The 23,650-nt window shown below is 37.4% G+C and carries 22 protein-coding genes; 9 read left to right on the forward strand and 13 right to left on the reverse strand.

Annotation, left to right across the window (positions count from 1 at the left end):
• Nucleotides 1-69 precede the first annotated feature (69 nt).
• On the reverse strand, nt 70-3,591 hold the full coding sequence (locus tag BMW39_RS03065; RefSeq protein WP_083391872.1) for a T9SS type A sorting domain-containing protein: 3,522 nt from the start codon (nt 3,589-3,591) through the stop codon (nt 70-72).
• Nucleotides 3,592-3,764: 173 nt separating this feature from the next.
• On the opposite strand from BMW39_RS03065, the gene BMW39_RS03070 reads away from it, so the two are divergent.
• Nucleotides 3,765-4,091, forward strand: a complete 327-nt coding sequence (locus tag BMW39_RS03070) for a winged helix-turn-helix transcriptional regulator (protein WP_051879990.1) — start codon at nt 3,765-3,767, stop codon at nt 4,089-4,091.
• A 189-nt stretch (nt 4,092-4,280) separates the two neighbouring features.
• Here BMW39_RS03070 and coaD read toward each other — a convergent pair whose 3' ends face one another.
• The 3 genes from coaD to BMW39_RS03085 all read right to left on the reverse strand — a co-directional run bounded on the left by coaD (nt 4,281) and on the right by BMW39_RS03085 (nt 6,396).
• On the reverse strand, nt 4,281-4,742 hold the full coding sequence (gene coaD, locus BMW39_RS03075; RefSeq protein ID WP_034977099.1) for a pantetheine-phosphate adenylyltransferase: 462 nt from the start codon (nt 4,740-4,742) through the stop codon (nt 4,281-4,283).
• A 55-nt stretch (nt 4,743-4,797) separates the two neighbouring features.
• Nucleotides 4,798-5,781, reverse strand: a complete 984-nt coding sequence (locus BMW39_RS03080; RefSeq protein WP_034977102.1) for a D-alanine--D-alanine ligase — start codon at nt 5,779-5,781, stop codon at nt 4,798-4,800.
• Between the two features lie 249 nt (nt 5,782-6,030).
• Nucleotides 6,031-6,396 carry a diacylglycerol kinase gene (locus BMW39_RS03085; protein ID WP_034977104.1) on the reverse strand — a complete coding sequence of 122 codons (366 nt, stop codon included), beginning with the start codon at nt 6,394-6,396 and terminating at the stop codon, nt 6,031-6,033.
• 115 nt (nt 6,397-6,511) lie between these two features.
• Here BMW39_RS03085 and dnaN point away from each other — a divergent pair, with 115 nt between their 5' ends.
• Nucleotides 6,512-7,642, forward strand: coding sequence for a DNA polymerase III subunit beta (gene dnaN / locus BMW39_RS03090; RefSeq protein ID WP_034967199.1), 1,131 nt, complete (start codon nt 6,512-6,514; stop codon nt 7,640-7,642).
• 149 nt (nt 7,643-7,791) lie between these two features.
• On the opposite strand, the gene BMW39_RS03095 is transcribed toward dnaN, so the two are convergent.
• The gene (locus BMW39_RS03095; protein ID WP_131474342.1) at nt 7,792-8,130 is read right to left on the reverse strand and encodes a hypothetical protein; all 339 of its coding nucleotides are present in this window, start codon (nt 8,128-8,130) and stop codon (nt 7,792-7,794) included.
• Nucleotides 8,127-9,533, reverse strand: a complete 1,407-nt coding sequence (locus BMW39_RS03100; RefSeq protein ID WP_034977110.1) for a leucine-rich repeat domain-containing protein — start codon at nt 9,531-9,533, stop codon at nt 8,127-8,129. The genes BMW39_RS03095 and BMW39_RS03100 overlap by 4 nt, the downstream gene beginning before the upstream one ends.
• Nucleotides 9,534-9,717: 184 nt before the next feature.
• On the opposite strand from BMW39_RS03100, the gene pheT reads away from it, so the two are divergent.
• The 3 genes from pheT to BMW39_RS03115 all read left to right on the forward strand — a co-directional run bounded on the left by pheT (nt 9,718) and on the right by BMW39_RS03115 (nt 14,683).
• Entirely contained in the window at nt 9,718-12,147 is a 2,430-nt protein-coding gene (gene pheT / locus BMW39_RS03105; protein ID WP_034977114.1) for a phenylalanine--tRNA ligase subunit beta, read from the forward strand.
• Between the two features lie 296 nt (nt 12,148-12,443).
• Entirely contained in the window at nt 12,444-13,802 is a 1,359-nt protein-coding gene (hemN, locus tag BMW39_RS03110) for an oxygen-independent coproporphyrinogen III oxidase (RefSeq protein ID WP_034977117.1), read from the forward strand.
• A gap of 53 nt (nt 13,803-13,855) precedes the next feature.
• A complete protein-coding gene (locus BMW39_RS03115; protein WP_034977119.1) occupies nt 13,856-14,683 on the forward strand; it encodes an alpha/beta hydrolase family protein in 828 nt (275 codons plus the stop codon).
• A gap of 27 nt (nt 14,684-14,710) precedes the next feature.
• On the opposite strand, the gene BMW39_RS03120 is transcribed toward BMW39_RS03115, so the two are convergent.
• Nucleotides 14,711-15,178: a hypothetical protein gene (locus tag BMW39_RS03120; protein ID WP_034977123.1), complete on the reverse strand. Its 468-nt coding sequence runs from the start codon at nt 15,176-15,178 to the stop codon at nt 14,711-14,713.
• Between the two features lie 100 nt (nt 15,179-15,278).
• Here BMW39_RS03120 and queD point away from each other — a divergent pair, with 100 nt between their 5' ends.
• Nucleotides 15,279-15,722, forward strand: coding sequence for a 6-carboxytetrahydropterin synthase QueD (queD, locus tag BMW39_RS03125; protein ID WP_034977127.1), 444 nt, complete (start codon nt 15,279-15,281; stop codon nt 15,720-15,722).
• Between the two features lie 93 nt (nt 15,723-15,815).
• Entirely contained in the window at nt 15,816-16,445 is a 630-nt protein-coding gene (locus tag BMW39_RS03130; RefSeq protein WP_034977131.1) for an outer membrane beta-barrel protein, read from the forward strand.
• 44 nt (nt 16,446-16,489) lie between these two features.
• Here BMW39_RS03130 and BMW39_RS03135 read toward each other — a convergent pair whose 3' ends face one another.
• Nucleotides 16,490-17,686, reverse strand: coding sequence for an exo-beta-N-acetylmuramidase NamZ family protein (locus BMW39_RS03135; RefSeq protein WP_034977927.1), 1,197 nt, complete (start codon nt 17,684-17,686; stop codon nt 16,490-16,492).
• A 4-nt stretch (nt 17,687-17,690) separates the two neighbouring features.
• Here BMW39_RS03135 and BMW39_RS03140 point away from each other — a divergent pair, with 4 nt between their 5' ends.
• Together BMW39_RS03140 and BMW39_RS03145 are read left to right on the forward strand one after the other, a co-directional pair.
• Nucleotides 17,691-18,920 carry an ABC transporter permease gene (locus tag BMW39_RS03140; RefSeq protein WP_034977134.1) on the forward strand — a complete coding sequence of 410 codons (1,230 nt, stop codon included), beginning with the start codon at nt 17,691-17,693 and terminating at the stop codon, nt 18,918-18,920.
• Nucleotides 18,921-19,171: 251 nt separating this feature from the next.
• Nucleotides 19,172-20,155, forward strand: coding sequence for a PLP-dependent cysteine synthase family protein (locus BMW39_RS03145; RefSeq protein WP_034977136.1), 984 nt, complete (start codon nt 19,172-19,174; stop codon nt 20,153-20,155).
• A gap of 92 nt (nt 20,156-20,247) precedes the next feature.
• Here the strand turns inward: BMW39_RS03145 and BMW39_RS03150 are convergent, their stop codons facing one another.
• The 5 genes from BMW39_RS03150 to BMW39_RS03170 form a co-directional block, all read right to left on the reverse strand.
• On the reverse strand, nt 20,248-20,496 hold the full coding sequence (locus BMW39_RS03150) for a hypothetical protein (RefSeq protein WP_034977138.1): 249 nt from the start codon (nt 20,494-20,496) through the stop codon (nt 20,248-20,250).
• Nucleotides 20,493-20,816 (reverse strand): DUF2752 domain-containing protein, encoded by a 324-nt coding sequence (locus BMW39_RS19695; RefSeq protein WP_034977141.1) that lies wholly within the window; start codon nt 20,814-20,816, stop codon nt 20,493-20,495. Before BMW39_RS19695 ends, BMW39_RS03150 begins: the two co-directional genes overlap by 4 nt.
• Nucleotides 20,817-20,866: 50 nt before the next feature.
• Nucleotides 20,867-21,493 carry a hypothetical protein gene (locus BMW39_RS03160; RefSeq protein ID WP_139175273.1) on the reverse strand — a complete coding sequence of 209 codons (627 nt, stop codon included), beginning with the start codon at nt 21,491-21,493 and terminating at the stop codon, nt 20,867-20,869.
• 67 nt (nt 21,494-21,560) lie between these two features.
• Entirely contained in the window at nt 21,561-22,403 is an 843-nt protein-coding gene (locus BMW39_RS03165; protein WP_034977144.1) for an isoaspartyl peptidase/L-asparaginase, read from the reverse strand.
• 154 nt (nt 22,404-22,557) lie between these two features.
• Nucleotides 22,558-23,466, reverse strand: a complete 909-nt coding sequence (locus BMW39_RS03170; RefSeq protein WP_034977146.1) for a cyanophycinase — start codon at nt 23,464-23,466, stop codon at nt 22,558-22,560.
• Nucleotides 23,467-23,650: the final 184 nt, after the last annotated feature.

The following is a 23,650-nucleotide window of genomic DNA, read 5'->3' on the forward strand; positions in this document are numbered from 1 at the left end:
AATATTAGATTTAAAGTAAAATAAAAAGAGCGGGTTTTGATCCGCTCTTTTTTAGTTTGTCTATTTGCCCTACTGCTTTATGATCTTAATTATATGTTCCGAATTATTGATCCTGATAAGATAATTTCCTGTTGAAAGGTCGGAAAGGTCGGTTTGCTTATTGTTGAACTTTCCGTTCTTGATCAATTGTCCAGCCATATTATAGATCTGATAATGGTATTCTTTATTATCCTTTGCATCCAAACTTAGCAAGTTCTTTACGGGATTAGGGAAAATAATTAATTTATTATTAGCCATATCGCTCACATCTTGTGCTGTCAAGGTATCTGGTGGTCCATTGCCATCAGCTGTTACGGGCAGTTTTGGAATGGCTCCCTGCTCATTTCCGTTGTCTCCTATTTTGATTTTGACACATCTACAACTTGCACCGAAATAGGGATCTGCATCATCTTCATAGGTTTGCGTAAGTCTGCTGCTTACATTGGCAGCCATCGTAATAGGTCTTCCGTATCCACCAGAAAGGCCTGCCATCCAGATCTTGTAAAAACCGATATCGACCGTTGAGTTGATCGTACTGTTAGGATTGATGCTCACCGGCCTCATTCCCCTTACGCCTGCAATGGGATAATTGCCGATTTTATAAGCAGTGTTGTCATAGATGAATGCCCAATGCCCGCTGTAATTAAACACTCGGCCAAGAAATGTATCGGTAACACTTCCGTACGCCGACTCATTAACCGCTTTTTTGTAGAAAGGTGTGTAGCCATAATTTGTATTTGCCAAATATGTCGATGTAACGTCTGGGATTTTCCAGCCTTCGGGGCAAGGGTCAAAAGGAGATTTGTTCTCGCCGCGTCCCCATCTGTCTCCAGCCATATTGGCCTCTGTGCTTATCCAATCTGTTCCTGTCGTTTGTCCGCCTTTGTATATTTGTTTGCTGCTTGGTTTCATAAAGACCAAAGGCTTGGCCACGGAATATGCCAGCACCTTTGCTATTTTATCAGAGATCTTGTCTGCCGCTAATACATTAGCATTAGATGGATCTCTGTAAACATTTGATTCGACAACATAATTGGTATTGTAAGCTGCTGGAGTTACCTGGGTAGGATAGGTCACGGATCCGTCAGCGGCTACACTTCCTAGGAGAATATTATACGTGCCTTGCCCAATATTGAAAAAAGGAGGGATTGGATCTTTTCTTCCCCATTGGTAATGCAGACCTCCGGAAGCTCTAATTTTAGCGAGGTCACTTGCGTTAGGCGTTCCTACAACCGCTGGAAATTGGTCTTGAGCACCTAGATTTCTATCCATGATCTCTGTCTTTAAAACAAATCCTTGCTTAATATAATTAACATAATTCGGCGCTTCTGCTACCGGTAATTCAGTGTTATAATTCACGCTGGTCAACGGTGTGTTGGATACCCAAATGTGCCAACTCCAGTAAACCGGATTTGAAGTACTACCGTTATGCAAAGTCACCAACGCATTACCGCTTTGATTGGCCGCTACTTTTACAAGGATATTGGTGTGGGAGATATCTGCCAAAGAACCAGGATTCGGATTGGAAAGGGATACTTTTGATATCAAACCATTGCGGTCACTCCAAAGAATATTCACTTTCAGATCATTGAAATTGGATGGCAAAAGAATCTCCTTGTTCCCTAATAACTGGCTTTGAACAGAAAATGCTTTGCTGATGGGAATGCTGATCTCGGTCTCGGTTGTAGCCTTTACAACATTGTAGCTATTCGGATTGTTGACACCAATCGTGTAGGAATCTTCATACATAAATTGTGTCGGGAAATTGTAATCATTTACAATATGGAGCGGATCTTTGATACATCTGCAACCTGCAGCATCTGATGTGATACCTCCAGATAATGGATTGTAGTAGAACTGTCCGCTAACGTTCGGTAAACTTGGATCAGGAATAGATGATTGTCCTTTGTCTGGTATCAATGAGAGTAAACCAGCAGAGATTGAAGGTGCTTGATCATTATCCGCAAATTTCAACATCGTGGAGGTCCACAATCCAGTATGGTGCTGGTCTGTATAATTTCCGCCGTGGTACTTTCGAAGGATTGCGCCTGTACCTGGAAACATGCCCATATAGTAACCGCCGACATTGGTCATGTCCACTCCAAAGTTGGAATATACTTTGAAGCCTTTGAGGTAATTCGCTGTATTGTTGTCGTTTGGTTTTATGATATGCAGATAAGTTCCAGTTGTAGATCCTGGAGCATTGGGAATAAAATCCAGTTGATTCAGCTTAATGTCATTCTTAATACCGTACGGACTGAAATCCAGTCTTCTGTCATCACCCAGATTTGCTATTAGCATAGAAGGGATTCGCCATCCATTCGGGCATGGGTCATAAGGAGATTTGTTGCGATACGGCGCTGCGTTGGAATCGTCGTTGTAATTTGGGCCTGTGACCAATCCCATAGAATTGTCCGACCACAGGTTCAGCTCGCTTAATTTGGCAGGATTGCTTCCCGGAATGTCTCCGAACCAATTGACGGCCCAATTCAAATTATCTGTATTTGTATTGAGGATTTTGTAGTAAGCCTGTCCCGAATTATCTTCTTTGTTGACGTACAAAAGGCTCAAAGGATTTTTGACAGACAATCGCAAATTATTTTGAACAGTGGCTTCGGATAATTTTACATATTTATAGAACGTATTGAATTTCTGTGAAACGACAGTGTTCGTATGGTCTATAAAGCCAGGATGTCTTACACGGCCTACAGATCCAGAAACTTCATAAAAATCATTGCCTTTATATTGCAATGGTGGCATGGGATCTTTTCTTCCCCATTGGTAGAGGAGGCCTCCATTTTTGATCCAATTGCCAGAGGTGATAGAGCTTCCGGTTGCTCCCAGATTTCTGTCCATCCATTTCCAATCGGATTCTGGGATGAGTTCTACGGTTCCATCATTTTTTCTTCTTTTAAGAGCATCAAAGCTTTTGTAGGTTGGTCCATTCGTAGGATCGTCGGTCACCCAAACATGCCAAGACCAATAGATGATTCCATCCACTTTAAAAGCAATCACAGCATTGCCTTTCTTGATCTTATTGATAGGAACTTCTATGGTTGCATCTTCTCCGGAACCGTTGATGGCAAGACTATAGCTTTCTCCAGATTTTATCAATCCTGGAACGTCTTCCCAATAAACATCGGCAGTGACAGTTCCTGTTGGGATGGCAGAATTCCCCATGAGTTGGTCGTTTTGCCACATCTTATAAGCCTTTTTTACAGGAATGTACAATCCATCGGCGTCATTTCCTTCATCATCTTTTCCTGTGAAAATGTAGCTGTTAGGTGCTTTGGTCCAATCTTCAATCGTTTTCTTTTGTCCAATGTTTACCGTCAAGTCCGACCGTAACTGTTGATTGGATTTCAGTTTCAAAGTGTCAAAATTACCTAAGTGATCAATTGATTTTTCAATATTAGGATTTTTGTGCCCGATAATTTTGCCCCAAACAGTGCGCATCAGATTGTGCGTGTCGGTTGGTGAGCTCGAATTTGCACGAATGGATACAGCAAAAGACATTGCTGCCATGGTGCATAGCAGAGAATTTTTTTTCATAATTGTGTTTTTTGTTTCGTGTGAGTCTTTTTAAGTTTTGAAGAAGGATACGTTTTATTTATTCATATGGTTTTATAAATTGTTGCTTAAAATTATCAATAATGACTAAATTTGTAAAAATTAAATGCATTGTTTGTAGTTTCCAAATATGCATTTTTTTAATAAAAAACACAATGAGTCAAGAAAAGAAGACTACCGCTAATTCGGTAGAGAACGAAGAAATGTGTCCCGCACAAAAGCTGTTGAAATTGCTCTCGGGAAAATTGAAACCGGAGATATTCAGCCTGGCGACCAGGTCAACATTGCGCTTCAATAGTATATTACGTGAAATAAAAGGCGCAAACAAACAGTCGCTGTCAATTGCCCTGAAAGAATTGGAAGAAGAAGATCTGTTGAAAAAAGTGGTGATCCGACAGAAGCCGTTACACATCGAATATTACCTTACGGAAAAAGGAAATGCACTCATCCCGATCTTCAAACAATTAGAAGGAATATTATAAAAAATAATTATGATGTTTTTTTTGATAAATCATTGAATCGCAATATGATTTGACAATGTAAATGTCAATTGAATATTTCTAAAATCTTAAATAAATTTTCTAACACATTGCGCAAATCTCACCATCAGTTTTGACTGAGTTATGAGATTGTAAAAGACTAAAGGTGGATTTTTTCTGAATTAAATTTAATTACACTCTCACCGCATCCGGAACCATGATCTGATAGTTTCCGCCATAAGAGATGATTTCTCGAACAATGCTACTGCTGATGTATGATTTGCCTGAAGATGTCAGAAGGAAAATTGTTTCAATGGTGTTTTCTCTTGTCAAAGCTCGGTTGGTTTGGGCAATTGACTTTTCAAATTCAAAATCGGCTGGATTTCGCAAGCCTCTCAAAATGAAATTCACGTTTTTACTTTTACAGTAATCGATGGTCAATCCTTCAAAATCATCGACTTCCACATTAGGAAATTTTTCAAAAGTTTTTCTGATGAATTCCTTGCGTTGCTCGAGAGAGAACATATATTTTTTCTGAGAATTCTTTCCGATGGCGATGATGATCTTGTCAAAAAGCGGAACGGCGCGCTCTACGATATCGTAATGTCCAAGTGTGATGGGATCGAACGATCCGGGAAAAACAGCAATTTTCATTTATTTCAGATTTAAAAAAAATTAAGCCAAAGACTTTTCTCTGGCTAATTTATAATTATTTATTTAAAGCTTTCTCAACTTCGCTTCCACAAAGGTCTTTGATGGAGATTCCATAGATTTTCGCTTGTTGCGGAAGGATACTTGCCGGCGAAAATCCAGGATTTGTATTCATTTCCAAAAGATAAGGAATTCCGTCTACAATGATGAATTCTGACCTCGAGAATCCACTCATTCCAAGTGATTTATAAGCTTTGATGGAAATCTCTTCCACCTTCTTTGTCGTCTCTTCGTCAATTCTTGCAGGGGTGATCTCCTGAGAAGCGCCTTCATATTTGGCTTCATAATCGAAGAATTCTTTGTCCGGGATGATCTCCGTAATTCCAAGCACGATGACTTCACCTTTGTAATCCAAAACACCCACAGAAACCTCGGTTCCGTTTAAAGCGCTTTCAATAAGGATTTCGTCATCTTCTTTATAAGCTATTTCTAGTGCAGTTTTCAGTTCATTTTTTTCTTTGACCTTGGAAATTCCGAGTGAAGAACCGCTTTGATTGGGCTTCACGAAAAGTGGCAGTCCTAGTTCTTCCACGATTTTGTCATCAGAAATATCTTCGCCTTTTCTTAAGTAAATACTTTTTGCTGATGGAATTCCGTATTTTGAAAGAACCGCTAAAGTATCTTTTTTGTTAAAGGTCAAGGCACTTTGATAGAAATCACAGCCAGTATATTTTTGTCCAACTGCGTCCCAATAAGCTTGTAGGATTCCGTTTTCGCCAGGCGTTCCGTGGATGATATTGAAACAAGCATCGAATTTCAGACTTTCTCTATTTCCTAGATCGGCAGAAAAATCAGCTTTGTTGATTGGTTTTTTTTGATCGTTTTCATCGAGGAAATACCACTCATCTTTCAGGATGACCACTTTGTAAACATTATAGATTTCACGGTCCAAAGAATCGAAAATCAATTGTCCACTTTTTAGAGAAACTTTGTATTCATCAGAATATCCGCCCATTACGACGGCGATGTTTTTTTTGCTCATTCTAGAATTATATTGAAAACAAATGTAAAAATTTTATGTAGAAAATAGGATTAAATCTTTTCTAATTTTTAAAATATAAACTTAATATGAAATCAAAAAAAAAACAAAGGCACAAGATCATTTATAATTATTGATTTATTTAAGGCACAAAGTTTAATTTCATTAAATAAAAATCTCTGATTTTCCTCGTGCCTTAAAAGCAGTAAAATGTTAAAAGAATATTGTGCCTTTGTGTTAAACAAATTTATATCAATAAAAATACAACTTCAAATAAGGCCAATAAACCAAAGCCCCAACACAGATTGCAGAAATAGTCGCCAGCAAAACCGCTCCGCCAGCCAAATCCTTAACAATTCCAATTCTCAGATCAAATTCCGGCTGGATATAATCGCAGATCTTCTCAACACAAGTATTCAAAGTTTCCGTCACCAAGACGAAGAACGAAACCAGAATGATTAACGCACTTTCAAAATTTGAAAGTCCAAAATAAACGATCAGAAAAAGATTAATGGTCAATCCCAAAATATGGATCTGGAAATTACGCTCGTTCTTCAAAATCCACAGGATCCCACGGATTGTGAACTGAACGCTTTTATGAAATGGCGGTTTTTTCATTGGAATAATATCAACAAAGATAGATAAATCTAAAAATTGTTAATAACTAAATAAATACAGCTTTTAAAATCACATCAAATTCATTATCTTTGTAGAATTGAAATAAATACAGTTTATGAGATTTATTGTTGCCAGTGGCGATTTGCAAAAAGCTTTACAGACCGTTAGCGGTGTGATTTCCGGTTCACAGTCCAGACCGATTTTGGAGAATTTTCTTTTCGAGTTAGATCAGAACTTGTTGACTGTTACCGCATCAGACGGCGAAACAACGCTAATCACTTCTTTGGAAGTGAAGTCAGATGACAAAGGAAAAATAGCAGTTCCCGGGAAGATCTTTCAGGATTTCTTGAAGACTTACGGCGAGCAACCTTTGACTTTGGCCGTGAAAGATTCCGAAGACGGAAACGGGAGCGTGCTGGAGATCTTGGATGAGAAAGATAACTTTGCAGTAGCGCTAGACAATGCGGACGATTATCCGGAATTGCCGGAATTCGATGCGTCTCAGAAAGTGTCCATCTCTGGTGGCGTTTTGGCAGAAGCTTTGGCGAACACTTTGTTTGCGACGAGTAACGATTCTCTTCGTCCAGTGATGACGGGTGTTTTGTTTCAATTCAAAGAAGATGAGACCAATTTTGTGTCCACAGATTCTCACAGATTGGTGGTTTACAAAAGAACAGATGTTACGCATCCTGAGACTTTGGAATTCATTATGCCGAAAAAACCATTGGCGATCTTCAAAAATATCCTGAACAATTCAACGGAAGATGTGTTGATCGAGTTCAGCGACAATATGGCGAAATTCACCTTTGGAAACAACACTTGGATCTGTCGTTTGATTGATGGAAAATATCCGAACTACAACGCTGTTATCCCGAAAGAGAATCCAAACGTTTTGACCATCAACAGAGGTCTGCTTTTGAGTTCTATCCGTAGAGCGTCCATTATGTCAAACAAATCGACCAATCAGGTAAGATTCAAATTGTCTGGAAACGTGCTTCACCTTCATGCAGAAGATACAGAATACGCAAATAAGGCAGATATGCAGATTCCTTGCGACTACAACGGTGATGATATCAACATCGGTTTCAGTTCAAAATTCCTGACAGAGATGTTATCCGTTTTAGCTTCTGACGATGTGACGATGAAAATGTCTCAGCCAAACAGACCAGGAATCGTAGAACCAGTTGACGGATTGGAAGAGAACGAAAGTATCCTGATGCTGTCAATGCCAGTGATTGGTTTATAAGTAATAAACGATAATTGATGAATGATTATTTATCAATTTTATAAATAAAAAATGCGATTTGAGTTTTCAAGTCGCATTTTTATTTTTCGATACATTTATAGCAATATTTGTCATTCCGTAGGAATCTCAATCCAGTTTTATTTTTACTTTTAAAAAGGATCAAATTCTAAATATATTTTTTCATTTTCATCTTTAAATAGAATTGTAAATCTAGGAGCTAGATGGTAATTATCATAAATATTTAGTTGGGTATAGTCATCATAATAATCCCAATATTGTTTTTCAAGTTTGATTTCTCTAAATCCATCCTTCATCTCCAATTTTAAAATTTCATATTTAAAAGCTTCATAGAATTTTGTTTTATTCCAATAGTCTACAAAAACATTTTTAGAAAGTATAAATGGAATAAAATATTTTGGGTCTTTTTCTAAAAAGGATTTGATAATTGCATTTTTAATTTCTTTGTTACCGTATTCTTGAATTTTCATAGCCATTGAAAATCTAATATTTTATATCCAATCAATTTTTCATAATTTAATATTTCATCGGTATCAATATCATTATTAAATCGCATATCAAATATTTTTAAGCTTTTCATAGGTGTTAATGACTTTAATTTACAATCACAACAAATTAATGTTTCTAAATTATCATTTGTATATAAAGGAAGTATGCTTTCGATTTGTGTTTTACCAATGTTAAGATATGACAATTCTTTAAAATTACTAAGTCCTTCCGTACTTGTGATTTCAGTAGCATATAAGTCAAGTGTTTTTAATTTTGAAGAGTTTTTGATAAATTCATAGTTGTTAAAAGCTGTAAATGAAATATCTAACTCTTCTAATTTTGTGAAATTTAAAAGTATGTTAAAATCTTTGAAATTGGTTTTATGAATTTTTAAAACTCTTAAATTTTTAAAATTTTTTAAGAAGTTGTATGACTCAAAATTGCATTTGGAGATGTCTAAATATTCGAGTTTATCCATATTAAAATTTGTGTCATTAAAGATATTTTGGTTTCTGATTATTACTTCGGATAAATCTAATTTTTTTAAATTTTTTAGACTTTTTATAAAAGAAATATCATCAATAGTAGAGCTTGATAAATTTATCGTTTCTAAATTCTCTAAATTTTCAATATAGCGAGCGTTAATAATATTCTTTCTTTTTATAATTAAACTTTTAAGCTTACTGAAAAATTTTAGATAATTTATATCTAATTCTGAATTATACACCATTTCTAGTTTATCAAAATCTAAAATATCAGTTTGAAAAATAGACTTTGTTAATTCTTTAGTTGTTTGATAATTATTAAATATACCTCCCAAAGGACTTATAATGAGTTTTTTCCAATTTAAGGGTAACTCTTCCCATAGATTATTAAAATAAATATCATCTTCAGAAAAATTAAATTCACTTTCATTCTTATCAAGCCAAACACCATTAAAAATTAAGGAATTTATATCTAGAGTTTCTTCATCATCACAATCTCCTAAGAATGAAAGAATTTTTTGAGTATTTAAACTTGCAAAGGAATAATTTCCAATTAAAATTTGATTAATTGCTTGAATGATAAATCTTGAATATTTAGAATTGAAATTTGTTTGTTGATAATAAAAGGGTCTACGGTCTGTGTTCTCTATTACTAATCCACAATAACTTATAAATTCGTTCAAATCAAACGCATTCCTAAATAGTAGGCTTAATGTTAAGTCATTTGTTATAATAGTTGGTTCAAGATGATAGGGAATTGAAAAAGAAATATTGTTGCAAAATGCAGGAGAATTATTTTGGATTAGTTCAACAGCTTCCTCATAATCTACATTTCTTAACCAAATTATTGATTCGTTAAAATCCCCAATTGTTTCTTGAATGTGTATGTAATAAAGCATTTGTGTTATAGTTTTGAATAGTTTTGTAATTTATAAAACATTCTTGAAATAATAAAATTAAATCATTTTTCAGTATAGTATTTGTGGAAATTTTAGCTTTTCAGTTTCTCAAAAAATCACGATATTTGCAAGCTTAAAGGTTCTGGAATTTTGAATTTCAAACCTCAAATTTCAAATCAATCAAATGAAAATCTCAAATAATTGGCTTAAGGATTATATCAAAACTGAACTTTCTACGGAGAAGATCAGTGCGTATCTTACAGACATCGGTCTGGAAGTGGAAGGCGTGGATAAATTCGAAAGCGTAAAAGGTAGCTTGGAAGGAATCGTTGTTGGCAAAGTTTTGACTTGCGAAAAACATCCAAATGCAGATAAACTCAACAAAACAACCGTCGATGTTGGCGGAAAAATTTTAGAGATTGTTTGTGGCGCACCAAATGTGGCTGAAGGACAAACCGTTCCCGTGGCAGTGGTTGGAACTAAGATCTATGCAAAAGACGGCACTTCTTTCGATATCAAAAAAGCAAAGATCCGTGGCGAAGTTTCCGAAGGGATGATCTGCGCAGAAGACGAATTGGGTTTAAGCGATGATCACGGCGGAATTATGGTTTTGGATTCAGAAAAATTCGAAGTTGGAAAGAATTTCGCAGACTATTTTGAATTGACAAACGATGAGGTTTACGAGATCGGATTGACGCCCAACAGAACCGACGCAATGTCACATTACGGCGTTGCCAGAGACTTGCAGGCTTTCTTGGTTTCCAATAACCTGAAATCAGAATTCACAAAAATCGAATCCAAAGTTTTAAATATCGAAGGTTCTCACGATTTCAAATTACAAATAGAAAACTCTGAACTTACACCAAGATATTTGGGTGCAGTAATTGAAAATGTAGAAGTGAAGACTTCTCCAGATTGGTTGAAAGCAAGATTGAAAGCCATCGGACTTTCGCCGATCAATAATGTGGTAGATATTACCAATTATATCCTTCACGGCCTTGGACAACCGCTTCACGCTTTTGACGCAGACAAAATTGCAGACAAGGTCGTGAAAGTTGGAACAGTTCAGGAAGGAACAAAATTCAAAACTTTGGATGGTGTGGAAAGAACTTTAAACGGTTCCGAAATCATCATCAAAGATGGAAAAGACAATCCGCTTTGCATCGCCGGCGTTTTTGGCGGAAGTGAAAGTGGCGTTTCTTTTGAGACAAAAACGATATTTTTGGAAAGCGCTTACTTCAATCCGGTGGCAATCAGAAAAGCTTCGAAATTCCACGGACTCAATACCGACGCATCTTTCCGTTTCGAAAGAGGTGTGGATCCGAACAATGCAAGAACCGCTTTGACACACGCGATCCGGTTGATCGAGGAATTGGCTGGCGGAAAATTGGTTGGCGAAATCTTGGAAAGTTATCCAGAGAAGATCAAAGACCATTACGTCGTTTTCAGATATTCGAAGATCGATCAGATTCTTGGAACTAAAATTCACAGAGAAAAGATCAAAGAGATTTTAAAGTCTTTGGAAATTACAATTCTTAATGAGATTCAAAACGGACTAGAATTATCGATTCCAGTTTACAGAGCCGATGTCACAAGAGAAATTGACGTCATCGAAGAAGTTCTAAGAATCTACGGTTACAACAAGATCGAAGCACCAAAGAAAATCTCCTTCACGCCTGTGAAATTGGATTTTGAAGATCAGGACGCTTTGGAAAACGCTTGGGCAAGGACTTTACAAGGAAACGGCTTCAACGAGGTGATGAACAATTCACTGACTTCTGTGAAAGACGAGACGGATGCAGTAAAGTTGTTGAATCCATTGAGCAACGATCTGGCATTTATGAGAAAGTCTTTGTTAGAAGGACTTTTGGGAAATGCGATCTACAATATCAACAGAAAATCAGCCGACATCAAGTTTTTCGAATTAGGGAAAATTTATCATAAAAAAGAATCAAGCGAAGCGTATCTTGACCAAAGGGAAAAAAAGTACGAAGAGAGAAAACAGTTAGCAATTTTGACGACTGGGAGAGAAGTTGCAGAGAACTGGCTTCAGCCAAAAAGCGCGACAGATTTCTACCATTTGAAAGCTTATGTGAAAATTCTTTTGGAAAAATTAAACCTTGACCTTCACGAATCCGCTTTGGAAGATCCACGTTTCTCCGACGCTTTGGAAATCTCGGCAGAAGGCAAAACTTTGGCAAGATTAGGGAAGGTTTCCCCACAATTGTTGAGGGATTTCGACATCAGCCAAGACGTTTTCTACGCAGAGATCGAACTGGAAAATTGCCAGTCTTTCAGAAGCAACGAAAACCTGAAATTTGTCGATATTCCAAAATTCAACAAGATCAGAAGAGACCTTGCGTTGTTGGTGGATAAGACGATTTCTTACTCAGAATTGTACGAGTTGGCGAAGAAGAACAAGTCGCCTTTCCTCAAGAAGATTAACCTTTTCGATGTTTACGAAGGCAAAAATCTTCCAGAAGGCAAGAAGTCCTACGCAATGAGTTTCGAACTCTTGAACGAGGAGAAAACCTTGGAAGACAAAGACATCACAGAAGTAATGAACTCGCTCATCAAGTCCTTCACAAAAGAATTGAACGCAGAATTGAGATAAAATAAAAAAATCTTAGATATATATAAAAACCCAGTCATAGTTTCCAATTATGGCTGGGTTTTTTCTTTAAAAACTTTTTAGGAGCTTGATCCCGCTATCCACTATATCTTTTTTGCTTTTACATATTTTGTAATCAAAAGAAAGTTTGTACCAAAAAGCAAAAAAGGATGCCGTTCCTATCGGGGCTATGGACTTTGTCGTTTTATAGAAATTTGGACATCCGTTATAGAAACTACCAATCAAAAGTCATCCTAATTCAAATTCATTCCAAACTCAAATTTTGTAACTTTGCTCCAATGAATTCTTTAGTTGACAAATACAATATTCCTGGTCCGCGTTACACCTCTTACCCGACTGTTCCTTATTGGAATGAGGAAGGTTTTACCGCAGATCTTTGGAAAAAATCAGTAATAAGATCTTTCTCGGAAAGCAATTCTGAGGAAGGGATTTCCATTTATATTCACCTGCCTTTTTGTGAGGCGCTTTGTACGTTTTGTGCGTGTCACAAGAGAATCACAAAGCAACATTCGGTAGAAGTTCCATATCTGGAAAGCGTTTTGAAGGAGTGGAAATTGTACTTGCAATTGTTCGATCACAAACCAAAACTGAAAGAACTTCATCTTGGAGGTGGAACTCCGACTTTCTTCTCACCAGAAAATTTGAGAACACTTTTACAAGGCATTTTTGATACTGTAGAAATTGCCGAAGATCAGGAATTCAGCTTTGAAGGTCATCCGAATAATACAACTCGTGAACATCTTCAAACCTTGTTTGATTTAGGATTTACGAGAGTTAGTTTTGGTGTTCAGGATTATGATCCGAAAGTTCAGAAGGCGATCAACAGAATTCAGCCTTTCGAAAATGTCGAAAATGTGACCAATTGGGCAAGAGAAATTGGCTACAAAGGCGTGAGTCACGATTTGATCTTCGGATTGCCACATCAGACTTGGGAAGCCATGGAATTCACGATCCGTAAAACAATGGAATTGAAACCAGACCGATTGGCATTTTATTCTTATGCGCACGTGCCGTGGGTAAAAGGCGTTGGACAACGTGGTTTCGATGAAAATGATTTGCCAAGTGGCGACGAAAAACGAAGACTTTACGAAGACGGAAAAAAATTATTGGAAGATCTTGGATACATAGAAATTGGGATGGATCATTTCTCTTTGGAACATGATGATCTTTATCAATCTCAAATCCAGAAAAAACTGCACCGTAATTTTATGGGTTACACGTCCAGCAAAACCCAGCTGATGGTTGGTTTGGGAATGTCCGCGATTTCAGATTCCTGGTACGCGTTTGCTCAGAACGTTAAAACGGTGGAGGAATATCAGAAATTGGTGGAAGAAGGACAAATTCCTGTTTTCCGAGGCCATATTTTGGATGCAGAGGATCTGAATATCAGAAAACATATTTTAAATCTGATGTGTCAGCTGGAAACCAGTTGGAATCTGCAGAATTCTTTCCCAGAGATTGAAAACTCCATTGAAAAACTGAAAGAAATGGAATCTGATGGATTGGTAGAAATTTCGAAAAATCAAATTAAGATCACGGAAAAAGGAAGAGCTTTCACGAGAAATGTCGCGATGGTCTTTGACCTCAGAATGTTGAGAAATAAACCGGAAACACGGATTTTTTCGATGACGATATAGCATTTAAAGGAAGTTTTCATTAACTTCCTTTTTTATTTTAATTCAATCTCAAAATGAACTTGATCAAACAAAAAAATATTGTTCTAAAAGGTGAAAGAGAATTCTTGGCGGATGCCTTTTTTCCGGAATCAGAAGAAAAGCTTCCACTAATAATATTTGTTCATGGTTACAAAGGCTACAAGGATTGGGGAACTTGGAAATTGATGGGAGAGAAGTTGGCGAATGCAGGATTTTATTTTGTGAAATTCAATATGTCGCATAATGGAACCACGATCGAAGACCCAAACAACTTTGGCGATCTGGAAGCTTTTGGACAAAATAATTATTCCAAAGAATTAGATGATCTGGAAATTGTCATCGATCATTTCAAAAATCAAAAAGAAGTTGACGCTGAAAATATAACGTTGTTGGGTCACAGCCGAGGTGGCGGAAGTTCGATTGTTAAAGCTTCAGAAAATAAAAGCATTACCAAATTAATGACGCTTGCAAGTGTTTCGACGCTTGACAGATTTCCAAAAGATGAAGCCTTTGAAAACTGGAAAAGAGATGGCGTATATTTCATCGAAAATGCCAGAACCAAGCAAAAAATGCCTCATTACTTTCAATTCTACAAAGATTATGAAAATAATAGGGAAAGATTTGATATTGAAGAATCTTGTAAAAATCTGAAAATTTCGGCTTTATTCATTCACGGAACTGATGACGAAGCGGTTGCAATCGACCATTCCGAAAATCTACATCATTGGACAAAGGATTCACAGTTCAAAATGATAGAAAAAACCGGTCATACTTTTGGCGCAAAAGAACCATGGGAAAGTGATATTTTACCCAAGGAATTAGATGAAGCCGTTGAAATGTGTATTGATTTTCTAAAGTCCTAAAACTTTACCCCTGAATTATTAAAAAAATTATTTCTTCTTTTTGATCAAGTTGTTGTTCTCGATCCAGCGTTTGTTGGTGTTGATATCTTTTAGATACCAAATGTCACCAGCATTCATAATGTAAAGATTGTATACCAAGGGCATCGCAATTTTTTTTCCTTCTAGAAAGTTGGCATTGACAGAAACTGCATTTTTCTTACGGATGTAATCGCCACTGAAAATATTAGAAAAACTTTGACCACTTGATTTGTCATCGATCAATTCGATCAATGTCAAACTTCCATCAGCATTGAATTCCAAAACATGACGCTCACCGTGATCTTCGAAATCTTCTACCAAAACGAACTTTTTCCCTTTGAGGTCGTAGCTGCTAGCATCTTTTAATTTTTTGCCTTTCTCCTCGATTTTTTCAAGGATCTTATTGATGCCGGAGAAATCTTGTGAATAAAAGTAAACGGAGGAAAGTAAGCTTAGGAAGAAAATTGTTTTTTTCATTTTATAGGTTGTGTTTTGAGTTACAAAAATAGGCAATTGCAGAGATGAAGGCAAATCTTTTACCAAAATAATAAAACGGATTTTTGATTATCTTTGCAGAATGATAAGGATAACCAAGATCTTCACTTTCGAGACCGCTCACGTGCTTTACAATTATGATGGGAAATGCAAAAATATGCATGGCCATTCGTATAAATTATTTGTCACGGTCAAAGGAGAACCGATTGACGATCTGGAAAACCAGAAGAACGGGATGGTTGTGGATTTTGGTGATATCAAGAAAATTGTAAAGGATGAGATCGTGGATTTGTGGGATCATTCGGTTTTGGTGAATGGCGCTTCTCCGCACAAAACACTTGGTGAAAGTCTCCAAGATCAAGGTCATAAAGTGATCTTCTGTGATTACCAGCCAACTTGCGAGAATATGCTGTACGAGATTGCTTCCAAGATCAAATCAAAACTTCCAAGCCATGTGCAGTTGGCCTATCTCAAACTTCACGAGACCGAAAATTCCTACGGTGAATGGTTAGCCGAGGAGAATTGATTTTCATATACATAATTTTTTATCATTTTTTTTGTTGAATATTTGGAGTATTAATAAATTTTAATACTTTTGCACCCTAAAATTTAACAAACTATGAAAAAATTATTAGTTCTAGGTGCGATTGCACTTTTCGGAGCAATGAACGCTCAAACAGAAAAAGGATCATGGGTTGTAGGTGGTTCTACTACCTTAGGATTTAATTCCGCCAACACAAAGTATAAGTATGATAACAACTCCACAGATGGACCAAAAGTATCAACTTTTACAATCACACCTTCAGCGGGTTACTTTGTGATCGATAAATTAGCTATTGGTATTGATTTAGGTTACACATCACTTACTACAAAAATGGAGGACACTTTTATGGGGACAAATTACTCTGCAAAAACCACATTGTCCACATTTTCTATCTTGCCAACTGCAACTTACTACTTTAAATCAGACTCTAAAGTTTTACCTTATTTAGGTGCTAGTGCAGGATATTCTACTTCTAAAGAAAAATTCACACAGACTGGAACAGGGTCTAACAATTACGAAGATAACCTGAACGGATTTGCTTGGAAAGGAAAAGGTGGAATTGTTTTTCTTATCACACCTTCAATCGGTATCGACCTTGGGGTTTCTTACATGGGAACTAACGGGAAGTACGATGATGACAGCGATGTGAAAGTACAAACAAACACTTTCGGTGTAAACGCTGGTATTTCAGTTTTCTTGAAATAATAGAATGATAAAAAACAAAAACCTCGCAACTCGCGAGGTTTTTTTTAGTTTGGATAAGAAATATATTTCTGTCTTATCTTTTCAAAATTTTCTAGATCTTTTTTCCAGCTTTCGCGTATTTCTTTTTCAGATTTTCCACCGATCATTTGCTTTCGCAATTCGTCACTTCCAGCTAACTTATCGAAGAAGAGATTTTTTAGGAAATAATTTTGCTGCGGATTTTTATAATCTTTATACGATTTTAAAAGCCACTCGAGGTTCAAACTGCGTAGGTCTTTGTCGTAATTGCTGAGGTTTTCTCCATAGCAAAGTTTTCCATTGAGGAAAGGGTCTTTGGCGCCAGAAGTTGGTTTCGGCGTGAATTGATAATCAAAACTTTTCGTCCAAGGACTTCCATAGATCTGGAAAGGTAATTCCGTTCCGCGTCCAACAGAAACCTGCGTGCCTTCGAAGAAACAAAGACTTGGATAGAGATTGATGGATTTGTCATTAGGTAGGTTTGGAGACGGCTTATCCAATACGCCATATCGTTTTTGCTTGTGATAATTCAGCATCGGGATCACAGTATATTTTGCGGTCACATTATTCCTTAGCCACTTTTCACCGTTCACCATGTTTCCATATTCTCCGATTGTGAGTCCGTAAACGACAGGAACATTGTGAAGTCCGATAAAGCTTTTCCATTGGTTTCGCATCATCGGGCCATCTGTGTAGCCGTCGTGTGGATTTGGTCTGTCGAGGACGATGACCTCGATATTATTTTCAGCCGCCGCTTCCATGATGTAAGTCAAAGTCGAAATATAAGTGTAAAACCTCACGCCCACATCTTGGATATCAAACAAGATCACGTCTGCACCTTTCAGATACTCTGCTTTTGGCTTCTTGTTGTCGCCGTAGAGGGAAACGATTGGTAATCCTGTTTTTGTATCCACGCCGCTTTTCACGTGTTCGCCTGCGTCGGCAGTTCCACGGAAGCCATGTTCTGGTGCGAAGATGGATTTGATCTTGACCTTATTCTCGACCAAAAAGTCCACCAGATGTTTTTTATCTTTCAAAAGACTGGTCTGGTTGGCTGCGATGATCACATTTTTATTCTTCAAAAGTGGAAGATACAGTTCTGGTCTGTCGGCAGCTGTCGCAAACCGCTCTTTTGCAGCATTCTGAGAACGCATTAAAGTGATTGAACTAAAATAAATTAGCAGGATAAAAACTAAAGTTTTATTTTTGAGGCTTAAAATCATTGATTTGAATTTTCCGTTATATTTCTCGAAAAAGATAGCGTTTTCCAAAGATAACAAAAATAATCTCTCGAAGGTCATCGTCTACATCGGCAGACTTTCCGTAGCGTTGGGCATCATTGTTTCTTTGATTACGATATCAACTGGTCTTGGTTCCAAAAAGGCCATAGAAGACCGAATCTCAAATTTCAGCGGAGATATTTCTGTGAAATCCACACGTTCCAATTCCTCCTACAATTCCTCCGTTTTGGAAACGCAGGGTTTGGACATCAACGCTGTGAAAAAGATTCCTGGCGTTGCTGGTTTGCAATCTTACGCTTCAGTAAGTGGGATCCTGAGAACTGAGACCAACTTCGCAGGCATTATTCTGAAAGGTGTAGGCAAAGATTTTGACAAAGCCAGATTCCAGCCATTTATGATTTCGGGTTCAATTCCAGATTATAAGGAAGACGGTTATAATAATGAGATCATCCTCTCAGAAAAAATCGCAAACGACCTTTCCCTGAAACCGAATGACAGTATTGTCACTATTTTCTCAAAAGAAGACCAAAAACCGATTTACAGAAAATTTGTTGTCAAAGGGATCTACAAGACCGATATCAAACTTGTGGATGACCTCTACATCATTGGCGATATCAACCACGTCCGAAAAGTGATGAACATGGAGGACAAGCAAGTCGGCGGACTCGATATTTTCTTGGATGATACAGACCAGATCGACCACGTTTTCCCAGAGATCGAAAAATACATCGGTTATAAAAACTACGCCGAGAAGGTCACGGAAAAGTATCCACAGATCTTGGATTGGATCAACATCTTCAACCAGAACATCTCCTTGATCATTGCCATTATGCTCATCGTTGTGGTCATCAATGTCATTATGATCCTGCTGATCCTTATCATCGAAAGAACGAATTCCATCGGTGTTTTGAAGACCATGGGCGCATCCAACGCACAGATCAGGTCCATTTTTATCAATTACACTTTGCTAATCATGGTTCCAGGTCTGGTGGCGGGAAACATCATTGGATTAGGCTTGTTGTTGATCCAAAAATATACAGGATTTATCAAGTTGGATCCGGAGAATTACTTTATCAGCACAGTTCCGGTGGATCTCAATCCGCTTTACATCATTGCGGTTTCCGTCGGCATCTTTATTGTATCAGGGATTGCGATGATCTTGCCAAGTTATCTCATCAGTAAAATATCACCAGTAAGAGCCATCAAGTACAGTTAAAAAATTATTGTAATTTGGGCAGCTTTTCCGCCTTCCGTTCCCGCTTTTTTTTGCCAAGGCTTTTCCCAATGCAAAAAAAGAGCTCCACTCAAGTCGGGCTGCAGATCCAAGATAAATACAAGGTTTTGTCATCATTTAGAACCAGTTACAATTAAAAATATAAAACACAATTAAAAATATCAGATAGTTATTAAGCGATTCTTCAATCATCGTCGATCATTTATCAACTATCAATCATCAATTATACAATTATGAAATATTACAACAACATCGTAGAAACAATTGGTAACACACCATTGGTCAAAATAAACAGAGTTTTGGGAGAAGATTTCCCAGCTTTGGTCTTGGCAAAAGTTGAAACAACGAATCCAGGAAATTCCGTAAAAGACAGAATGGCTCTCAAGATGATCGAGGATGCCGAGAAAGACGGCCGTCTAAAACCAGGCGGAACCATCATCGAAGGAACTTCTGGAAACACAGGGATGGGATTGGCTTTGGTCGCCATTCAAAAAGGTTACAAATGTATTTTCGTGACCAACTCCAAGCAATCCAAAGAAAAATGTGACATTCTCCGCGCCGTTGGTGCAGAAGTGATCGTCTGCCCAACCGATGTGAAGCCTACGGATCCACGTTCTTACTATTCGGTTTCCAAACGGTTGGCTGCGGAGACTGAGAATGGTTGGTACGTGAACCAATACGACAATCTTTCCAACAGGCTTGCCCATTACGAAAGCACCGCGCCAGAGATCTGGGAACAAACTGAAGGTAAACTGACACACTTCGTCGCAGGTGCCGGAACAGGCGGAACGGTTACAGGCTGTGGAACATTCTTCAAAGAAAAAAATAAAGACATCAAAGTGATCGGTGTGGATACCTACGGTTCTATCTTGAAAGAGATCCACGAAACAGGAGAGATCCATTTGAATCACGCATACACTTACATTACAGAAGGAATTGGCGAAGATATTCTGCCGGAGAATTACGATATGAGTGTCATCGACCATTTCGAAAAAGTGACGGACAAAGACGGCGCAATCTATGCAAGAAGACTGGCGAAAGAGGAAGGGATCTTTTGCGGTTATTCTGCCGGAAGTGCGATGTCGGCTTTGGTTCAGATTAAAGATCAGTTCACGAAAGATGATATCATCGTCGTTCTGCTACATGATCATGGAAGCCGTTACGTAGGAAAGATCTACAACGATGATTGGATGCAGGAAATGGGTTGGCTAGACTAACGATCAACAATACATGATCAGCGATAAATAAAAAAACCGTCTTGTTTTGCAGGACGGTTTTTTTTGTTTTTTTATAATAGTTGGTTCTGAATCTAAAAGATTCCGCCGCCTAAAAATAATCGGATGAGTCCAAAAAATGCGGCTGCACCACACATGAGGATTCCTGCCAAGGCATTTCCCTTTGGTAGATTATCTTCTTTGACGTAAGCAATGATGCTAATGATCAATCCAATTCCTGCGAAAGGGATATTGATCCAGTTGAACGCTCCCAAACATGGAATGAATCCGAGGAACATTCCGCAAATTGCTAGAATTCCAAAGACAAGACTTAATGTTTTCATAGTTTAGTTTTATAGTTTTTGAACAGATATTTTAGAAATACAAGCGAATTTATGATTAATAAAATAAATATAAATGGACTTAGCTTATTTATTGCAAAAGCACCACTGAAATTCAGTTTTTTAAGTTCGATAAAAGCGTGAGTTGATCCGCACAGAAAGCATTCCTCGCCATTAGCCTTGTATTCACAAATCGGAACTGTAGAAAGGATGATCTTCTCATCCACAAAAAATAAAACCAATAAAATTGCGATAGATAGAATTGCTGAAATTTGCCAGACAATCCTGATTGCATTTTTGAGCTCTTGGTTTTTATGGATCATCTTTTCAATTCAAATATTCTTCGACCAGTATTTTGACCTTAAGCAAAGATTTAATCTTCGGTAAATAATTTAAACTTTAATAATTCGGATTGATTCGGAATTTCAACTAGTACCCAATAATAATTATCTTCTTTGCTAATAACTTGATAATTATATCGATCACCTTTTTTACTAAAGTTTTTTCGTGTTTTGTTATTACTTTCAACAAAAATCAACTCAAATGAATTAGTAGTAATCCAATTATAATTGAGCTTTGAAAAAGTTCCGTCTGAGAAAGTTTCAGTCCAATATTTATTGTCTGTTTGAACTTTTGTTATTTCACCAGCATATTCATAGTAATAAAATTTACTTGTTTTTTTAAATGTTTCAATTTGTTTATCAGTAATTTCAATTGAAGGCTTTGCATCAAGTCGAATCCAATTATCATCCTTTGGAGGATCTACTCGATATAAGTATTCTCTGAATTCTTGACAGTTTTTCTGCAATCTAAAATAAATCTGATTACCAATCTCAGACGCGTTGTCTTCAGATTGATTCTTCAAAGTAGGCCAAATGAATTTTTCGTTTAGGATTTTTATTCGAGTAGAATCTGTGAGATTTTTATTCTCTTTAAAATTAGTGCACATTTCATTTACCAAAACATCAATGCTATGATCTCTATTTTGTGCCGTTGACATCGATGAAATTAGAAATGCTAAAAGAAAGATATTTTTCATAGAAGATCTTCTGAGATTAATAATAAAATTACCCAAAAACCTCAAAATCCACCCCATCAAAACTTGCGAAAACCATCGTAGGATAAGAATCCTGATGGAACACATTTCCCTCAGAATCAATTCCAATGGCGCCCGCAAAACCGTCAATTTCTTTCAACTCTTCAAAAGTTCTGTCGAAGGCATTTTCTATCGTCAGTCCGTCTGTCACTCGCGTAACGATTTTTGCCGAGGTCGCATTGCTCACAATGTCTTCGCCAACACCAGTACAGCTTACCGCACAAAATTGGTTGGCATAATTGCCGGCAACCGTCGCAGAATCTGAGATTCTTCCCGGGATTTCAAAACCTTTTCCACCAGTAGAAGTAGCAACAGCTAATTTTCCATGTTTATCCAGAGCAACTGCGCCAACGGTTCCTTTTCCGCCGGTTTTCAGTTTTTCTTCGTATTCTTTTCTTCGCTGTGGGATTTCGGTTGAGAAATCTCCAAAACCATTTTCATTGGCGTATTTTTTCGCACCATTTCCGCCGAGAACGCGGTCGTCTTCTTTCATCAATTCCTTAGCCACAAAGATTGGATTCTTCACATTCTGGATATTGATGACGCCGCTCATCTTCTGCGTTTCTCCATCCATGATTGCCGCGCTCATTCTGATGATTCCGTCACTTTGGATCTGAGAACCAATGCCAGCGTTGTAAAGATCATCGTCTTCCAACAGTGAAACGGCATAAGCAACGGTATCAAAAGCCGAATTGTTTTGTAGGAAATCGTAGGACTTTTTCGCAATGGCTTTCAGAGAATCTTGCTTGGCAACTTTCACTTCATGGCTTTGGTTGCTTTCGGAAAAGAATCCGCCGTGGATGATTATTTTCATAAATGGAATTTTAGTTTTTTATGTCTTCGAGAGCCTCAGACTGACAAAAGAATTTTTTATATGTTTTCCCTTCATCAGGCTCAGGATAAACTTCGCATCAGACTGACAATCTTAAATTCTAAAATTTGTCACACTGAGCGGAGTCGAAGAGTTTTTAATCGCTCGTATAATTACTCGGAATCACCTGCGGAATCGGGTTGTACTGTGAATTCACAATCGTCATTTCTCTGGATTTCAAATCAAAAGTATCATTCATAGAAAGGACGTCCACAACCAAGTTTTTAATGGAAATTGGTTGTCCGAGGTCAATATTGGTCAAGTTGGTATCTTTGATTTGAAGTCCATCCACAATGATGACCAGACCAGAACCGATCGCGGTCATTGTATCATCCTCGATAAATAAACCTGTATCTTCACCAAGACCAATTCCTAATGTTCTCGGATTGTTGACAACGGCCTGAAACAATCTTCCAATTCGTCCTCGCTGCACGAAATGCGTATCGATGATCACATTTTCTATAAATCCAAGACCTTGCGTGGTTTTGATCTCGCCTTTCAACAAGGCTTCAGAACTGGAACCTTGGTAGATCATATTTTCAGAAGCGGCAGCAGCACCGGCAGAGGTTCCCGCGTAGATGAAATCTTCGGTCTGATATTTTGTTAAGATCGCATCGTGGAATCGCGTTCCACCAAGAATTGAGGTCAAGCGCAACTGGTCGCCGCCAGTGAACATCACAACATCAGCTGCGTTGGCTCTTGCAACGATGGCGTCACTATTCGCCTGTTCACGGTTTTGGATGTCTAGGATGTTACAGTTTTTAATGCCAAGATACTCGAACGCCTTTTTATATTCTGGTCCCACAATGTCTGGGATCTGAGAAGCTGTAGTAATCACTTCGATGACAGAATCTTCTTTGTTTTTAGATTCATCGATGATCTTTCTGAGGATTCCTCGTTCAAAAAAGTTGAGGTTTTTTTCGACGTTTTGGTCAAAACTGGTCTCTGTAAAACTACCTTTGTTTACAGCGCCTCCAATGATGACTAGTTTTCCTTTTGATTTCATAGTTAACAAAAATAATAAATCATAATAGAATATACGTCATATTTAGAAGGTTAAAATCAGGAACTCACATTTAAAGTTTTAATTATTAAATATTTATTTAATGTAAAAATCGGATTTAAATTAACAAATCATTAATTATTTTATAAAAATGATAAAGAATCTGTTTTATAACAAAATATTTATT

The sequence above is a fragment of the Epilithonimonas lactis genome, assembly GCF_900110605.1.
Taxonomy (GTDB): Bacteria; Bacteroidota; Bacteroidia; order Flavobacteriales; family Weeksellaceae; genus Epilithonimonas; species Epilithonimonas lactis.

What these genes read in the sequence shown, in the direction of transcription:
- pheT (WP_034977114.1), top strand. Translation starts at nt 9,718, where the DNA reads ATGAAAATCTCAAATAATTGGCTTAAGGATTATATCAAAACTGAACTT.
- BMW39_RS03065 (WP_083391872.1), bottom strand. Translation starts at nt 3,591, where the DNA reads ATGAAAAAAAATTCTCTGCTATGCACCATGGCAGCAATGTCTTTTGCT.
- BMW39_RS03100 (WP_034977110.1), bottom strand. Translation starts at nt 9,533, where the DNA reads ATGCTTTATTACATACACATTCAAGAAACAATTGGGGATTTTAACGAA.
- BMW39_RS03150 (WP_034977138.1), bottom strand. Translation starts at nt 20,496, where the DNA reads ATGAAAACATTAAGTCTTGTCTTTGGAATTCTAGCAATTTGCGGAATG.
- BMW39_RS03120 (WP_034977123.1), bottom strand. Translation starts at nt 15,178, where the DNA reads ATGAAAAAAACAATTTTCTTCCTAAGCTTACTTTCCTCCGTTTACTTT.
- hemN (WP_034977117.1), top strand. Translation starts at nt 12,444, where the DNA reads ATGAATTCTTTAGTTGACAAATACAATATTCCTGGTCCGCGTTACACC.
- BMW39_RS03145 (WP_034977136.1), top strand. Translation starts at nt 19,172, where the DNA reads ATGAAATATTACAACAACATCGTAGAAACAATTGGTAACACACCATTG.
- BMW39_RS19695 (WP_034977141.1), bottom strand. Translation starts at nt 20,816, where the DNA reads ATGATCCATAAAAACCAAGAGCTCAAAAATGCAATCAGGATTGTCTGG.
- queD (WP_034977127.1), top strand. Translation starts at nt 15,279, where the DNA reads ATGATAAGGATAACCAAGATCTTCACTTTCGAGACCGCTCACGTGCTT.
- BMW39_RS03095 (WP_131474342.1), bottom strand. Translation starts at nt 8,130, where the DNA reads ATGAAAATTCAAGAATACGGTAACAAAGAAATTAAAAATGCAATTATC.
- BMW39_RS03165 (WP_034977144.1), bottom strand. Translation starts at nt 22,403, where the DNA reads ATGAAAATAATCATCCACGGCGGATTCTTTTCCGAAAGCAACCAAAGC.
- BMW39_RS03085 (WP_034977104.1), bottom strand. Translation starts at nt 6,396, where the DNA reads ATGAAAAAACCGCCATTTCATAAAAGCGTTCAGTTCACAATCCGTGGG.
- BMW39_RS03170 (WP_034977146.1), bottom strand. Translation starts at nt 23,466, where the DNA reads ATGAAATCAAAAGGAAAACTAGTCATCATTGGAGGCGCTGTAAACAAA.
- coaD (WP_034977099.1), bottom strand. Translation starts at nt 4,742, where the DNA reads ATGAAAATTGCTGTTTTTCCCGGATCGTTCGATCCCATCACACTTGGA.
- BMW39_RS03080 (WP_034977102.1), bottom strand. Translation starts at nt 5,781, where the DNA reads ATGAGCAAAAAAAACATCGCCGTCGTAATGGGCGGATATTCTGATGAA.
- BMW39_RS03160 (WP_139175273.1), bottom strand. Translation starts at nt 21,493, where the DNA reads ATGTCAACGGCACAAAATAGAGATCATAGCATTGATGTTTTGGTAAAT.
- BMW39_RS03115 (WP_034977119.1), top strand. Translation starts at nt 13,856, where the DNA reads ATGAACTTGATCAAACAAAAAAATATTGTTCTAAAAGGTGAAAGAGAA.
- BMW39_RS03135 (WP_034977927.1), bottom strand. Translation starts at nt 17,686, where the DNA reads ATGATTTTAAGCCTCAAAAATAAAACTTTAGTTTTTATCCTGCTAATT.
- dnaN (WP_034967199.1), top strand. Translation starts at nt 6,512, where the DNA reads ATGAGATTTATTGTTGCCAGTGGCGATTTGCAAAAAGCTTTACAGACC.
- BMW39_RS03070 (WP_051879990.1), top strand. Translation starts at nt 3,765, where the DNA reads ATGAGTCAAGAAAAGAAGACTACCGCTAATTCGGTAGAGAACGAAGAA.
- BMW39_RS03130 (WP_034977131.1), top strand. Translation starts at nt 15,816, where the DNA reads ATGAAAAAATTATTAGTTCTAGGTGCGATTGCACTTTTCGGAGCAATG.